Source organism: Maribacter aestuarii (genome assembly GCF_027474845.2).
GTDB classification, from domain to species: Bacteria; Bacteroidota; Bacteroidia; order Flavobacteriales; family Flavobacteriaceae; genus Maribacter; species Maribacter aestuarii.
Genome location: NZ_CP107031.2, coordinates 1,484,458 through 1,500,256 on the forward strand (window position 1 = coordinate 1,484,458; position 15,799 = coordinate 1,500,256).

Here is a 15,799-nt window from a genome sequence, read left to right on the forward strand (position 1 = left end):
ATCGTTTTTATAAATCCCTCTAGGATTTCTTACCATAATTTTAGGAAATTATTCCTTTTACTTTTTGGACAACTGGTTTTAATTGTAAGTGGACAAACAATATTATCTTTAAAATTTTACCAGAATTCCTTCGTTGTAACCAAACATATAAAACAAGTCTTACCGTAATTAGCTAACAAATTCAAAATGAAAAAAATCAACATAATAACAATCCTTTATTTCTCTGTTTTCTTGTTCTTTTCGTATAGCTGTTCAAAAACTGGGGGGTTGTTCGGTGGAAAAAAAGTATATGAGGGAGATATTTCTTTAAGATATCAGAGCGAAGTGAATGCGTTTGTGAAAAAGGGATATACCGAAGTAACAGGAAACCTTGACATTATCGGATTTGCATCCGAAAGACCAGGCGAAAAATTAATCAACAATTTGAGTGGATTTGATAACTTAAAGAAAGTAGGAGGTCTATTTTCAATTAATAAATTTCAAAATATCCCAAATTTAAATAGCTTTAAAAACCTTGAATTTGTGGGTGGTACTTTTGCGATACTGCTCAATGGCGGTCTTACCAATCTCGATGATTTTCTTAATTTAAAATCAGTCGGAGGTGTTCAAATAGGACAAAATGAAAATCTACAAAATATTGATGGTCTAATTAATTTGGAATCACTTACACTGATAGCTGTTGGAGATAATCCTAACCTATTAAATTTGGATGGTCTTAGTGGACTCACAGTCGGCGAAATTATGAGAATATCCCTTTTAAGAAATGACAAGCTTATTTCGTTGGGGAATTTTGAAACACTGACTACTGTTAATACCATTCAAATAATCGATAATCCAAGTCTCGAAAGCTTAGATGGACTTGAAAACCTTATTTCCTTAGGAGCTCTTGAACTTATTAATAACGGTATTGATAACATCAGTGCATTATCTAAAGGAGTAGGTTTCATTCGGACTTTAAAAATCAAAGGCAACCATCAATTAGAAAGCCTGAACGGTCTAAACGGTTTTACTACAGCAACCCGTTTGGAAATAGCCGAAAATGATATTTTAGTTGACCTTAATGGGCTGGAGAGCCTTAATAGGGTCGAAGAAGTGATGAGAATTAGACTTAATGACGCTCTTTTAAGTCTAGATGGATTGGATAATATCGAATATTTATCAAATTTATTGGAAATATCCAGTAACCCTAATTTAGTTGATTTATGCGCCATAAAACCTATTGTAGACAATGGTTTAATCGAATCAAAGTATAGCGTATTTATAAATAACTATAATCCAACTTATGCAGATATGCAAGCAGGAAACTGCTCTTTATAATTTGCTTTGTATATAACCATTCGACCATTCAAACGATTTATAATTTTTGATGGGTTTGGATGCAAAAAATAATGTCTAAAGGTTCAAATAGATATCCTTTATTTCCACCGCTTTAAAACTCAAATACTTTTATTGGACAATTTCAACATTCTTAATATTACAGAAGAAGCTATGGGTCTGTTTAATAAATATGTCCTCCGAAATTCTAAGGCTTTCCTACCATCGAATCTCTTTATATTAATTTAACTTTACCATTCCTCCGTCAGTTTTATTGTACAACCAAAACCACGGCAAAATGAAAACCGTTATTTCGGGTTTATGACTATTGCTTCTCTGCAACCTCCAAGCACAAGAAAATTTTAAAGGAAACTATTAAATTAAAGAGTCGCATAACCTTACCGATAAAAAAATTAAACGATTTAAATGGGCAATTAAAAGAAACAATAAGTGAGACAGATTTTCGGAAGATTAACAAGTGAACTTTACAAGCACACCAACCCAAAAAATGTTGGAAAAGATCCAGGGTTTCCCCTCAAAAATTATCGAGAATTAGTTGAACAAGTCGCAAAGCTATCTTACCTAAATAAGGACCACTTACTTTTCTTTAGAGGTCAGAAAAACGACTATAGAAACAAAGCAAATAAATCCACATTTTATCCAACCATATATCGAGGCGAACATTTAACACAGCAGGAATTGGATTATCGTTTTGATAAGTTGTATAGTGCGAGTAAAATATTAGTTGACCTTTTTAAGAAACACAAAGTTGATGGGTTGGCGGAATTCAGGAGAAAAAGGCTGATTCAATGGAGTGTTTTACAACATTATGAGGTTATAGAAACTCCTTTAATTGACATTACACAGTCATTACGTGTTGCTTGCTCATTTGCTCAATACAAAAACGAACATAAGACCGCTTATGTCTATGTTCTTGGGTTGCCATATTATTCAAACAGAATCTCAACTAATTCCGAACACGATTTAGTTAACGTCAGGCTTCTGAGTATAACACCTCCTCAAGCCTTAAGACCATACTTTCAAGAAGGCTTTTTAGTCGGAACTGAAGACATAACAAGCGAGTATGAAAACAAAGGTGAGCTTGATTTAAACAATCGTTTAATTGCAAAATTTGAAATACCTAATAATGATAGTTTTTGGGGGAAATATTTTGATAAAATACCTGAAAATGCACTTTACCCGAAGAGCGATAGAATCGAAGAAATTTGCAAAGAGATAGAATTGGAATTGCGTTCGGAAATTGCTCCTGCGAACCTTGGGACTTTCTTACAACTATGGACAGAGTTAGAGCAAGATATTTTAAGAAATGCCAGGAGATATAAACGCGAAGTTCATAATGTCAGAAATGCTATTAATGTTTTAATGACAAATCAAGAAGAACAATATGGCTTGCTTAAAGAATTTGATTATATGAGAATGTTTAGAAACAATGTTGTCCATAAACCAACCACAATATCGAATCAAGATTTAGTAAAAAATATTACAATACTTAAACAATTGAATAAGGAAATAAAATAAAAGTCTATAATATAGTGTATGAGTGATAGCTTTCTCTCGTCAGCTACTATTCATACATAAGCCGTTATAGGTAGTTTAAGAAAAACATCACTAATGCAGTCAGAACCAGAACAAATATGGAATGGATTAGAAATTGCCAAATTGGTCGTTTCATTAGCAACACCTTTAATTGGTGGAATTATCGCTTACAGACTATTTAAAATTGGTCAAAATGTTGAGAAAAGGCAATGGTCTGGACGTAAAGTAATTGAAAAACGACTTGACTTCTATGACAATGTTGGTCCAAAACTCAATGACTTATATTGTTACTATTATCGATTTGGAAACTGGAAAGAACTTAAACCAACTGATGTAATAGAAACTAAAAGATTTTTAGACAAAGAGTTTCATATATACTCTCATATCTTCAAAGAAAATATTTTAGCAAAGTATAAAGTTCTTATGGATAACTGTTTTGAGACTTTTACTGGTTCTGGTAATGATGCTAAACTTAAAATGAATCTTGAAAAGCGTAAAAACCTACCTAATTGGGAAGAAAATTGGAACGAATTATTTGTTCAAGACGAAATGGTCGATGAAACAAGTTTCAAAAAGTCCTATAATGAATTATTATATGTTATTAAAAGAGAATTAGAAATAGGATAATGGCACAGTTTCTCAAAGATTATGTAGTGCAAATTGGAGTTTTTTTAACTTTTTTCGCTACGGTAATTGGGTACATCGCTACAAGAAGAAACATTAAGACAAAAAAATTTATTGATGTGGTTACAACGGAACGAATAAAATGGTTGTCAATAATTAGGAATGAAGTTTCTGAATTATTATCAATAATGGAAACATTAAACGTCTATGAAAAAGAGATAGTTAGAATCGAACACGAGCAACCAACGGAAAGAAAAATGATGGATGCAAATTATGAGTTTCAGATGTTTTATTTTGATTCAACTACCAAAAGCGCTTTTCAAGATAATTATTTGCCAATACTTAAAGAATTAGTAACGAGATTACTCTTTTGAAATTAAGATTTAATCCAGATGAAGACAAAAAGACTTTAGGCCTTATCGATTTTTTCTTGGAATTTTCTAAAAAATAATGACGATAATGATGACTGGTAAAAACGCTGTTCAACAGGGTATAAAACAATAGGGGAATTGTAGCAAAACTTAACGGTTCGGACGAATTTGCGAGGTTGCCAAATTTTTAAATTTGCCTTGTATTCAACCGAATCGTAGTCGCTCATTTTCAGCCCTACTGTTCTAATCTATAACCGTTAACCAAAATTTAAAAAAATGAAAGAATTTACCATTGACGATGAGTATAGACTTAAGAGAGATGAAAAGGCTGGAGACTGGACTTACTTTCGAAATGGAAAACCGATACCAAAAAAAGTAGAAAAGGCATTCAAATTTTATTCCCTGAACTTAAACAATATTGATGCACTCTTAAACTCATACTTTTACCTTTCAAACCCTATTACATTTAACGACCCTTTCGACTGCAATTTTAATCTTGTGGACAATCATGATGATAAGGAGGGAATTAATAACATGACTACAGTAAAACGAAATAATTATGGGAATTTAGGAATTGTATCTATGACATCTGTGGTTAACAATCATTTAATGTGGGCACACTACACCGATAATTACCAAGGGTTTGCACTTGAATGGAAAGGGACTGAAGTGACTACTTTGCCAAATGAGGGACAATTTTCAAGAGCTACTTTTGCACCTGTAATTTATCCAAAAAAACTAATTCGAATTAAGAAAGAATATCCCTTTGCACTCCATTATGTCATGACTACAAAATTAAAACATTGGGAATACGAAGATGAATGGAGATTCATTTGTGAACTTGGACCTGAGAGAGATAGGATTTTGTATTATGACAGAGATAAGGTCAAAGCAATCTATGTAGGACACCAACTTGTGGATGAAAACAAAAGTGCCTATAGACTAATTTTAGGCATACACGCTACTTTATATCCTAAAATTCCAGTTTATGTGGTTTATCCACACACTGAAAAGCTGGAATTGACATTTGAAAAGGTATTGCCAAAATAAAAAACTATGGCTAAAAGTAATTGCTTGGTCAAAGCTTGTTCATGAAATTTAAATCACTTACAACTTCTTAAGGTACCCCAGACAAACCCCCACCACCTTTTTGCTTCTTTTGGGCACCCCCCCAACAAAATTTCCAGAGCTGAAATTTCAGGGAACAACTTCACAATTTAAAAAAATAAAATAAAGTTATTATCCAACTATTCCTGGAGATAGCCCTTGACCTTCTGTACGGTACCCAGGGAGACATCCGATAGTTTCGCCGTATTCCTTAAGCTGTGGCCTTCCTTTAGGCGTTTGATCACCGTAGGATACTTTGCCAAAATTTCCTCCCTGGATTCGATAGAGCCCCTTACGCGTCCCTTATACTTGCCCTTTGCCCTGGCCAGCTCTATTCCTTCCCTTTGGCGTTCCAGCATCGTATTCCGCTCCATTTCCGCTATGTTGGCCAGCACGGAGATAATGAGTTTAAAAGCTGGATTGGGCTTCCCGTCAACCAATGATTCTATACCCAGGTTCTCTACCTTAAGCTTTGTACCGTGATCCTCAAAATGCTGAAGAGTAGTCAGTATGTCCAGCAGGTTACGGCCCAGTCTATCTATAGCGTGTACCGTTACGTATTTCAGGTCTTTATCTTGCAGTAGCTTTTGGCCGCCTGGCCGTTTATCAAAAGGTACGGAACCGCTAATTACGTCAATGTAAATCTTCTCGTCTGGATGTTGTTTTATAAGCTGTCTCTCCAGTTTCTGGTCTGGTGTACTGATCCTTATATATCGTGCTTTCATAGTAAAAGGATAAAGCCCTCCTTAGAGGGCATTTGATTAAAGGTTCCTGAAATAATGGCCGTTGCTCTCAGAATAATCGTACATGATGTCCCTAGCCGTTCTCTCCCAATCTATATGGATATAAGCTGGTAGGTTTGCTGGTATATCTCCGCAGCCCTCCAACAGCTCCTGGACAAACTCCTCATCGCTGCTGTACTCACCATTGTAAGTTTCATCTACCTTTTCGATCACCTCCGAAATATCCTCTCCGTTATAACCGAACGATACCAGGTAGGCCTCCAGAACATCCTCGTCATAGCTTGAACCCTCTATAGCTTGAATGATCTCGAAAATATCCATTGAAATATACCCCTCTGAAATCAGGTCCAATGATTTGATGAGCTCTGGCACCTCGTAGTCCTGGAACATAAACTCTGGGTCTTCCTCGTCCTTGTGTAGTTCCCTAATGGCCTTATAGAATTCCCCCAGGTCGGAGTAATTGGATAGATCGACCCATTTCCCATATATACTTCCTTCGTTGTACTTATGGTAAGTACCAACATAAACTTGTAAATTCGTCATGTCATTAATTTTAATTAGCGTTAAGGTTTTTGATTTTTAGCCTTGTGGAGGTCCATCTCTACAGGGCTTTTTTGTCTTCAATAAAGATCCGATTATTAGCAATGTGATCCTAATTTAGGGAGGGTGTATTTAGTACATTTCGATCAACTACAAAATGCAACGATCAACTACTTGAAAGTGTGTTAAGGATAGGGCTTAATCTAACTTTAGTCTATTTTAATCTCAAATAAAGAGCAACTCTTTTCATCAGGTTTATTACTATATTAGAGGGTACATAGATAATTTTTTATCTATATATATAAGTTGTGGCGCATTAAAGAATGACAGAAACCGAAGAAAAATATCTACCGACCAAAATTTTACAAAAAGCGATTTTAAGTGGAGAAGAATATGGCTGGAAACGAACAGACTTTAGAGAAGTAATTGATAAAGCCGTTGAAGTAGGACTTGGAATTATTGGTGGACAAGTTCAATATAAATTTGCAGACGGTACTTGTGAACTTTATTGGCACAAATACGACACGACAGGAAGAAAATCAAGAGAAAGTTGGTATGACTAATGCCAGCGGACTAAAGACGAGTGTTTAAGTCAATTTAAAAAACTTCCTACCGACAGAGAGCTAATAAAGGACGGAATTGAAAGCTTTGACTTCTTGAAAGAGAAAAGTAAAACTAACACACAACTTAATGAATTCTTGATTTTCATTGTGTACTTCAACGACTTTGAAACTGAATAAAAAAGAATAAAAAAACGACACCACAACACGATATATAGCAAATAGGGCGTTCATTGGTTAACGCAAATTCGGTGCTATTTATGAACACCGCCAAATCTTTGATTTGGCTTTTAAAATGAATAAGATAAAAACAAAATACAACGCTTTGGCTCAATACAAACTTGAAGGCTTATCGCTTTCTACCGCCCTACTCGCCAAACTCTTTCCGTTGTGCTTAATTCTGACCCGTCCTGAGAAGTTTGAACTAAAAAATTTGAATACGATTTTACTTAAAGTATAATTTAAAAACAATAAGACTAGAATATTCTAGTTAAAGTTTAGACTTTACACAATTTATAAAAGCTATGTCAAAACCTAACATTTTTAACCTTACAGCTATTTTTTTTATTATCCTACTAATAACATCTTGTAAAAAAGACGATAGTCCTGCAAATAATGATCCTGTAAACAACGCACCTACAATTACAGCTCAATCTTTTAATGTATCAGAGGAAATCTTGGAAACCACCGTTATTGGTAACGTAATTGCAAATGATGTAGATAACGACGAACTCAGTTTTAGCATAATCGATAATAACAATGACTTATTCAGCATTACAGAAAATGGAGCCGTTAGTTTGGGAATTGGTAAAGAACTGGATTTTGAAACGGCTTCCTTTCATGAGATAACGGTTCAAGTGACAGACGGTATAGCAACAGCCAATACCATAATAACAATAAATGTAACGGATATTGACGAACCGCAAGGATTCATTTCTACTTGGCAAACAACAACTTCCAACGAATCCATCACCATCCCTACACAAAATGGGTTTTCATATGATTATACTGTAGATTGGGGCGATGGCACACCCTTGACAAACCATTCAGAAAACGCAACGCACAGTTATGAAACCGCGAACACGTACACCGTTAAAATTACAGGTATATTCCCTTCTATTTACTTTAGTAACAACCTTGAGCATAAAAAGAAAATTATAAGTATTGAACAATGGGGTGATATCGAATGGCTATCGATGAAAAGTGCTTTTGAAGGTTGCGAAAACTTAACCTACAATGCAACTGATGTTCCAAACTTAGCTTTGGTAACAGATATGAGCGCCATGTTTTATGGAGCAGCATCTTTTAACAATGATATTAGTAATTGGGATGTAAGTAACGTTATTGATATGACCGCAATGCTTAATGGAGCTGCTAATTTTAATAAAGATTTATCAAATTGGGAAACTATCAATGTAACTAACTGTAACGACTTCAATGCTAATTCTGGATTGGCTAGTAACAAGTTGCCAACAAAAGGACCTTGTTTTACAACTTATGTTGCAGATAATGGTTTAGGGTTTATTACAACGTGGCAAACCAATAATAGCAATGAATCTATAACTATTCCTATCACAGCCACCAATGTTACCATAGATTGGGGCGATGGCACTATTACCCAAAATGGAAGTAGCCCTTCTCACACTTATGCGGCTGATGGTATTTACGATGTGATAATACTTGGAAGTTTTCCATCTATTAATTTCATCAATCTTTCAAATAAAGATAAAATAATTGATATAAAGCAATGGGGAAATAATAAATGGGCAACTATGTGGGGTGCATTTACTGGTTGCTCTAATCTTAATATTTCGGCCACAGATGCTCCTGATTTATCTGGTGTAAACAAAATGGGCTTAATGTTCGGCGGAGCCACCTCCTTAAGTGCTGATATTAATCATTGGGATGTTAGTAATGTAACTGATATGGATGGAATGTTTTCTGATGCGACCTCTTTTAATAGTGACCTAAATAATTGGGACGTTAGTAAGGTAACTAAAATGGATGGGATGTTCTATGGAGCGACCTCATTTAATAGAGACCTTGGCAATTGGGATGTTAGTAGTGTAACCGATATGTATGGAATGTTTATAAATGCCACTTCTTTCAACGGTGACATTAGTACTTGGGATGTTATTAGTGTTGCTGATATGAGCTTTATGTTTGGTGAAGCCGTTTCTTTCGACAGCGATATTAGTACTTGGGATGTTAGTAGCGTAATTAATATGAACGGAATGTTCAATGGAGCTTCCTCATTTAATAGAGACCTTAGCAATTGGGATGTTGGTAATGTAACTGACATGAGAAATATGTTTTACCAAGCCAATTCTTTTAATCAGAATTTATCTAATTGGAATACTATAAATGTAACCGATTGTTCCTTTTTTGATGATTTTTCTGCTTTAATAAGTGCAAATTTACCAACAGCGGGTTCTTGTTTTTAAGGCGAAAAAAATACGCTACCTCAAAGATTATGAAAAGCACTAATCACAACAAAGCCTAAAATTTATTGCTTTCGGATTTCCCAAACGGAAATTACGCACAAAAAGCTATCTTTAGGTTTGGCTGGATTGTCCTTCGGTCGAATCACAACAACGAAACTTAGACTAACCGTTGTAAGAAACAATATAACCAAACTATGAAACAAAAATTATTATTGACATTTTTAATGATTTTTACAATCAAATCATTTGCGCAAGATTCAAAATTCAGTATTGAATTAAATTATCCCATTCCAATCGATGAAAATCTAATCGGAAGAAGTTACAATGGTATTATAAATGCAGGACTTAAATACAATTTCGCAAATCTAGATTTTATGAACCTAGGTGTTTCTTTAAATTCAGGAATTTTTAAAAATACAAAGGAAGATAGAGTGCAGCCTTTCGATGCTACAATTTATATTTTCAGTCCTAGAATTAATAGTGAATTTAAAATCAAATCCCTAGAGAAACTTCATCCATCTGTAGGTTTGGGTTACTCAATAGTAAACTTTAGAGCTGATGTAGATAGATTTAATAGTGAAACTAACTCGGATGTAAGTTCAAGTCAAAGTGAGAATGGAGTTAATCTGAATTTTGGACTAGCTTATGACATCACAAATAATCTCTTTCTACAAATTCAATATGATTTTATAAAAATTGGTGTTGATAATGACGTTCCTGACTTTAAATACAACACGAATATCAACTTGGTAAAAATAGGTCTCGGTTACCGATTATAAAAACTACTTAGTACAAAGCCTAAACTTATTGGTCTGAATATATTTATGAATTCGCTAAATCTTTTGGATTTTGATATGAACCAAAAAAAGAAAAAGCAAAACAATAAGCTTTAGCTACGTCGGCAGACGGAAACGAAAAGTTTCCTTACCTCCGCAATACGCTTAGCCCAAAGGTTAGCATCAATTAAAATATAAATGAAGAAACTACTAATTCTTACTATAGTTATTCCATTTTTCGGCCATACTCAATACTTCAGTGGTGAAATAACTTATGAAATTAAGATTATACCTAAGTCAGACACTGTAAACTTAAAGAAAGTTGTAGAAATGAAACATGGTACTACTGCTTCTTACTTAATAACGGCTAGACATTACAAGTCAACTTATTTCAAAGATGGAAAATACAATTACTCATATACATATGATGATGAAACTAAAAGAATGTACGATGATTATTGGGATAAGCCTTATGTGACATTTCGAGATTCTAGAAAGGGAAATTTTGAATACTCTGGCTCCAAAATTTTAAAGGACAGCACCGCAATAATCTTAGGTCATGATTGCTATCTGGTGGTAACTGAATCCGAATACGGGACATCTAAAACATATTATTCGGATGAAATCAAAGTGGATTATACCGACTTTGAAGGACATAAAGTTGGCAACTGGTATAATAAGCTTAAAGAGGTTAACGGAGCAATTACCCTCAAAACAATAACTGAACATGAATCATATTTTGAAATCCAAGAAGCAATAAAAATTTACCAAAGAAAAGTAAAAAACAAGGAATTTGAGCTCCCAAAGAAACCGATCGCTGCATCCTATACAGCTCTCGACAAGCAGATTGAAATGCAACAAGTTTCTCAAGAACAAATCCAATGTTATCAACTAAAAGTAGGAGCCGTTTCAAATCAAGAGGGAGAAAAAGTCACTTCCTATGTGAGCTTCTTACTCCAAAATGACGGTGAAATTAGATTCGTTGAACCATATGAAGAAGATAAAGATGAGTTATATAAAGTGGCTATTGACATAATTAATAGCTGTGGTTTTAAATTTATTCCTGGAATGATTGCAGGAGAACCAGTAGATTCTCAAGTTTATTTTCCCGTTGAATTCCTAAGATGAAAAGATGCTGACAATAGTTTTCATAATGCGGGTTTTGTTGCTAATTTGAAAGTAAATGAAAATTGACAAACATAAAGTTAGGCGGATAGTGAATTGTTTTCTAATCCCGCACAACGCATAGCAAAATCTTTATAGTGCATTTTAGAACTGTACTTCAAAAATCAATAAGTGATTATGTGAACGATAGTACTAAATTAAAACATGAAAGTTCAAAATGAAATTAATTCAAACACTATTGATAATTTTGAGTATTGCTCCGATATTTTCGCAAGTGAAAAATGCTGAAATATTTGATGCCATCAACAAGAGAGGAAATGAATATATCACACCTCTCAAAAACGGAAAAATCGAATCGTTAAGAAATGCAAATCCACCAAAGGACACCTGGCTGTTTGCAAATTTAGAGAATTACAAAAGGAATTTGGGTTCAAAAGACATAGTATATGGAAGTATTATTAATCCAAGTACTTTAAAAGATTCCAATATATATTCCTATAACTACTTTGCATATGACACTAAAAAGGAACTATATTATTTTGTTGCAATAGTTTCCTATATAGTAGACGGTGATAATATTAAATTTGATAATTCATATTTATTTACGGAAAAAAAATCTCTGAAAGACTGGTGGATGTCTATTGCCAGCTTTTATAAAGATAGGAGAGATAAAATTCCGAAGGAATTCGTTTTCGAAATTTGCCCTCCTCCCCCGTTTAAAACATAATAACTAAAAAAGGAAAAACGGACTACAATAACGTTAACAGTTAGACAATCCCCTAATCGATTAAAAAAAAGAATCGTAACCAGCCCGTCTACAAGGCCTTTTTCTTGTAAAGTCGGCGCGGGACTTAAAATTTTAGGTGGTTCTTTATGACCAGTACGATCGATTACTACAACAAAGCTTTACACTAAATCCTAACCAGCACCGTTAGTTATTTGATGGATAGAGTTACCAGAAATATCTTACTTAAATATTCAAAAGGATTTGGTATGGTCCTTATGTTCATGATCTTCACCTCGCACATTCCGATCGATTTCTCAAATGTGTATATATGCAAAGGAAAATATAGTGAGAAATACCATTATAACAAGACCTGTAGAGGATTGTCAAATTGCTCCACCGCGGTTGAAGAAGTAGAATTAAACGAGGCCAAAAGGATAGGTAGGACCATTTGTGGTTGGGAGGATTAGCCACTATTTATTCTTAAGAAATCCAAATGGCTTTGTTATCAAGTTAATATCAAATGTATGTACATCCGAATACTTACTAAACTCTGTTTTCATCCTATGATAAATCTTTAATGGTTGTTTACCGAAGTCTTTCAAAAAATACTCCTTTTTTGTGTTAAGGTTCAAAGCTCCATAGTACCTCGATTCCATTATTAATTCCATTGGCGACATTGGAATATTGAACTCAACCTTTATTTTTAAAGGAATCGCTAGGTAATCAATTGTTATTCTTTTTATGTACTTTTCCACCATTGCTATCTTCTCTTCAAAAGTTAAGTTGTCGATAATCGTTTTCTTGTTTTCCTCAAACGCCCTATTTTCTACAATCGTCTTCATACTTTTATCAAAATACTCCTTTTTATGAGGATTTGATAAATCTACGTATTGCTCGAACAAATTGAATTTGAAGTCTTTTTTTAACTCAAGTAGTACCCTATTACTATTTTCAAGCTTTTCAAGTTCGATAGCTATTTCTTTTAAAGTTTCATCGGTTTTATAAGCTTGATTATCTATCCTTTTTTTTCGGCCATATAGATTCCCATATCTCCAATCTTAACATATAGCTCATGATTTCTCATTGTTTCCTTCTTCCACTGTTCTTGCTTTCCTAAATGATACGTTTGTTTTTTATTAAGTATTTTCTTTTGTTCAATATTCCCCCCTGTCTGATAAGTTTTTTTGGCTTGTTCGTAAAGTTCTTGACCAAGGAGTATTTTCTCAAAAACAAGTCTGTCTATTGCCCAAGCTCTAACTGCTTTACTTCCACATTTTGGAACTCCCCTATTTACTTCGCTCAAGCACCTGTAGTAAGAATGTCTATTTCTTTGTGAAACGGTATATCTAGTTCCACATTGAGCACAAAACATTACTTCATTTAAAATGTACTTTTTTGATTTGGGTCCTGGTTTTTTGTACCTCTTTCCGATACTTTCAATCAGCTTGTCATGTGAATCCTTAGGGATTATAGCGGGTACCTCTAATTCTAATTCATTGTGCTTTGCCCTTCCTGAATAGGTTTTATTATATATCATATACCTAATGGTTGCGGGAGCCCATTCGATATCGTACCGTGTTTCAATACCCATTTCGTTAAGATGTTTAGCAATCCTTATATATCCGTATCCTTTTTGGTACAAATCAAAGATAGTTTTAACTGTCTCTGCTTCTCTAGCATGTATTTTCCATTTGCCTTTATCGTCCGTAGTGTAACCATAGGGGGTTAAGCCATGGGGGATTCCCTCACTTGCATTACGTCTTAGTACTGTTTGTATCTTCTTAGCTGTAATACGGGCAAAATGTGCGTCCATCCCTGCTTTTATCGTGTAAAATAGGTACGTATTTTCATCGCTAAAATCATTTTCTACACCGTTATCGTACAGTAAAGTACCTGTTTCCCGTAAAAGGTCGGCAAATGTATGCCAGGCTATTTCGTTACGTGCTATTCGGGAACTATCCCAAATGAAGACACCACTTATTTCCTTATTCTCTACTGCCTTCAAGAGTTTAGCAAATTGGGGTCTTTGTTCTTTTTTCTTTTGACCACTAATTATCCCCTCATCGTAAAACCTATATTGCATCTCTCGATCGAGTGCAAACTCTTGACCGAGTAAGCGTTGTTCTTTTAAACTTTTCTCCTTTTTTCTATCCCGACTTTTTCGGATATATATTGCTAACATAATTTAGAATCAAAACTAAAGTTACATAATTAATATTAACAACACCAGTTATTCCACTGCGGCCTGCCATCAAATAATTTGTTCATTGGAATGCCATTTAAAAGTACTTCCCCGTTTTGTGAATCATATCCCCTGACCCTAAAGAATGCCTGGCCAAAATCAAAAGCTGCCCTAGTTAGAAAAACATCTCTGGTGGATTGAAGCAGGCCTAGGGCATTGGAACTTCCTTCATCATCCAATAACTCGGCATCCGTAAGTGTAATCAAGTTATCGTTCTTTTCAAAAGTGATATCCCTTTCCAGATAAATAGTCCCAATATCCACACCCCTGCTTTCTAGTAAAACAGGAATTCTCCTTACACGATAATCCTGGAATGATACAGAAATGACATAGTCTCCGGTTAGGGAAACCTGTAATTGAAAGCGTCCAGAACTATCTGTTTGGCTTAGAAATTGCTGACCTTCAATAGTTATTTCTGCATTTTCAATGGGAGTAGAATCTAAATCTGAGAGAACAGTACCTGATATCGTTGTTTCTTGAGCAGCAAGAAATTTAAGGGATATGCAGAGCGGTATGAACAAGAAATACTTGAGCATTTATTACGTTAGCGTTACGGTAATATATTTAGAAAATCAAAAAAAGTACGAAAATTCCGTTATATATGATTTATTTTAGTTGTAATAAATGTAGGATGAAGACTGGTATCTTTTGCTTTCTGATTAATTGCTATACTAGAAGTAGTTCTCTGTCTTCGAAAAGAACATTCCGGAAAACACCTCTTAGGTCTTCTCAAGGGACCAATCCAAGCCCAAATCCAGTCAAAAATCTCCTACTCCTCCGAGCCTGTAAAACTCCATGGGTCCTTCTTTGTTTTCTATTCTTTTCAACCTTCTTAGTAATTGCTCAAACCAGTAAGGAATATAAACTCAGAACCGTCGCTTTCTACAATCTGGAAAATCTATTCGACACGCAAAACGACACCCTTATTTTCGATGATGATCGCACACCTGAGGGCAAGGATAGGTGGACAAAGCAACGTTTCGATAAAAAAATAGCTAATCTCGCTAAAGTTCTTTCCGAAATAGGTTCCGAATTCAGCCAAACTTCCCCTGATATTATTGGGGTATGTGAGGTGGAAAATAAACAAGTACTCCTCGATTTAATTAATCATCCACTCCTTAAAGAGAAGAATTATGGAATTGTACATGCAGATTCCCCAGATGAAAGGGGAATAGATGTTGGACTCTTGTACAAGAAAAGTGCATTTGTTCCTTTAAACTTTGATAGCCGGCGTCTGCTATTAACAGATGCTGATGATAAGCGAAATTACACACGGGACCAACTCGTTATAGAAGGTATATTAGATGATGAAAAAATCTTCTTTTTAGTAAACCACTGGCCATCTAGAAGTGGAGGCGAATTACGTAGTCGTCCATATCGCTTGGAAGCTGCGGAGTTGAACAAGCGCATAATAGACTCCATTAGACGATTGGATGTGAACGCTAGGATTATTGGAATGGGAGATTTCAACGATGACCCCACCGACCCTAGTTTTAAAAAAGTTTTGGGCGTTAAGGGTAAAAAGAAACAATTGGACTCTCTAGACCTTTTTGGACCTATGGAAAGACTATTTAAAAAAGGATTCGGTTCGTTGGCATACCATGACCGTTGGAATCTTTTTGATCAAATATATATGAGTGCTATCTAGCTGACAAGTCCGGAGATTCTT

At 34.7% G+C, this 15,799-nt stretch carries 17 protein-coding genes; 12 read left to right on the top strand and 5 right to left on the bottom strand.

Features of this window, described 5'->3' with window-relative positions; translation table 11 throughout:
- Positions 1–186 precede the first annotated feature (186 nt).
- The 5 genes from N8A89_RS06755 to N8A89_RS06775 all read left to right on the top strand — a co-directional run bounded on the left by N8A89_RS06755 (position 187) and on the right by N8A89_RS06775 (position 4,916).
- Positions 187–1,317: a hypothetical protein gene (locus N8A89_RS06755; protein WP_289645156.1), complete on the top strand. Its 1,131-nt coding sequence runs from the start codon at positions 187–189 to the stop codon at positions 1,315–1,317.
- Between the two features lie 447 nt (positions 1,318–1,764).
- On the top strand, positions 1,765–2,853 hold the full coding sequence (locus tag N8A89_RS06760; RefSeq protein ID WP_281541574.1) for an FRG domain-containing protein: 1,089 nt from the start codon (positions 1,765–1,767) through the stop codon (positions 2,851–2,853).
- A gap of 93 nt (positions 2,854–2,946) precedes the next feature.
- On the top strand, positions 2,947–3,498 hold the full coding sequence (locus N8A89_RS06765) for a hypothetical protein (RefSeq protein ID WP_281541575.1): 552 nt from the start codon (positions 2,947–2,949) through the stop codon (positions 3,496–3,498).
- Positions 3,498–3,869: a hypothetical protein gene (locus tag N8A89_RS06770; RefSeq protein ID WP_289645157.1), complete on the top strand. Its 372-nt coding sequence runs from the start codon at positions 3,498–3,500 to the stop codon at positions 3,867–3,869. The genes N8A89_RS06765 and N8A89_RS06770 overlap by 1 nt, the downstream gene beginning before the upstream one ends.
- A gap of 273 nt (positions 3,870–4,142) precedes the next feature.
- Entirely contained in the window at positions 4,143–4,916 is a 774-nt protein-coding gene (locus N8A89_RS06775; RefSeq protein WP_281541576.1) for a DUF2971 domain-containing protein, read from the top strand.
- Positions 4,917–5,113: 197 nt separating this feature from the next.
- Here N8A89_RS06775 and N8A89_RS06780 read toward each other — a convergent pair whose 3' ends face one another.
- The gene (locus tag N8A89_RS06780; protein ID WP_281541577.1) at positions 5,114–5,698 is read right to left on the bottom strand and encodes a recombinase family protein; all 585 of its coding nucleotides are present in this window, start codon (positions 5,696–5,698) and stop codon (positions 5,114–5,116) included.
- A gap of 36 nt (positions 5,699–5,734) precedes the next feature.
- Positions 5,735–6,259 (bottom strand): antirestriction protein ArdA, encoded by a 525-nt coding sequence (locus N8A89_RS06785; RefSeq protein ID WP_281541578.1) that lies wholly within the window; start codon positions 6,257–6,259, stop codon positions 5,735–5,737.
- A gap of 320 nt (positions 6,260–6,579) precedes the next feature.
- Here N8A89_RS06785 and N8A89_RS06790 point away from each other — a divergent pair, with 320 nt between their 5' ends.
- From N8A89_RS06790 to N8A89_RS06815, 6 genes are all read left to right on the top strand, one after another.
- Positions 6,580–6,819 (top strand): hypothetical protein, encoded by a 240-nt coding sequence (locus N8A89_RS06790; protein WP_281541579.1) that lies wholly within the window; start codon positions 6,580–6,582, stop codon positions 6,817–6,819.
- 521 nt (positions 6,820–7,340) lie between these two features.
- The gene (locus tag N8A89_RS06795) at positions 7,341–9,260 is read left to right on the top strand and encodes a BspA family leucine-rich repeat surface protein (RefSeq protein WP_289645158.1); all 1,920 of its coding nucleotides are present in this window, start codon (positions 7,341–7,343) and stop codon (positions 9,258–9,260) included.
- Between the two features lie 194 nt (positions 9,261–9,454).
- A complete protein-coding gene (locus N8A89_RS06800) occupies positions 9,455–10,039 on the top strand; it encodes an outer membrane protein (RefSeq protein WP_281541580.1) in 585 nt (194 codons plus the stop codon).
- A 195-nt stretch (positions 10,040–10,234) separates the two neighbouring features.
- Positions 10,235–11,164 (top strand): hypothetical protein, encoded by a 930-nt coding sequence (locus N8A89_RS06805; protein WP_281541581.1) that lies wholly within the window; start codon positions 10,235–10,237, stop codon positions 11,162–11,164.
- Between the two features lie 214 nt (positions 11,165–11,378).
- Positions 11,379–11,888, top strand: a complete 510-nt coding sequence (locus N8A89_RS06810; protein ID WP_289645159.1) for a hypothetical protein — start codon at positions 11,379–11,381, stop codon at positions 11,886–11,888.
- A 215-nt stretch (positions 11,889–12,103) separates the two neighbouring features.
- Positions 12,104–12,355 carry a hypothetical protein gene (locus N8A89_RS06815; protein WP_281541583.1) on the top strand — a complete coding sequence of 84 codons (252 nt, stop codon included), beginning with the start codon at positions 12,104–12,106 and terminating at the stop codon, positions 12,353–12,355.
- A gap of 3 nt (positions 12,356–12,358) precedes the next feature.
- On the opposite strand, the gene N8A89_RS06820 is transcribed toward N8A89_RS06815, so the two are convergent.
- The 3 genes from N8A89_RS06820 to N8A89_RS06830 form a co-directional block, all read right to left on the bottom strand.
- Positions 12,359–12,730, bottom strand: coding sequence for a hypothetical protein (locus N8A89_RS06820; RefSeq protein WP_281541584.1), 372 nt, complete (start codon positions 12,728–12,730; stop codon positions 12,359–12,361).
- 173 nt (positions 12,731–12,903) lie between these two features.
- Positions 12,904–14,070, bottom strand: a complete 1,167-nt coding sequence (locus tag N8A89_RS06825; RefSeq protein WP_289645160.1) for a recombinase family protein — start codon at positions 14,068–14,070, stop codon at positions 12,904–12,906.
- 35 nt (positions 14,071–14,105) lie between these two features.
- Positions 14,106–14,666 carry a carboxypeptidase regulatory-like domain-containing protein gene (locus tag N8A89_RS06830; RefSeq protein ID WP_281541586.1) on the bottom strand — a complete coding sequence of 187 codons (561 nt, stop codon included), beginning with the start codon at positions 14,664–14,666 and terminating at the stop codon, positions 14,106–14,108.
- A 95-nt stretch (positions 14,667–14,761) separates the two neighbouring features.
- Here N8A89_RS06830 and N8A89_RS06835 point away from each other — a divergent pair, with 95 nt between their 5' ends.
- Positions 14,762–15,778: an endonuclease/exonuclease/phosphatase family protein gene (locus tag N8A89_RS06835; RefSeq protein WP_347343958.1), complete on the top strand. Its 1,017-nt coding sequence runs from the start codon at positions 14,762–14,764 to the stop codon at positions 15,776–15,778.
- Positions 15,779–15,799: the final 21 nt, after the last annotated feature.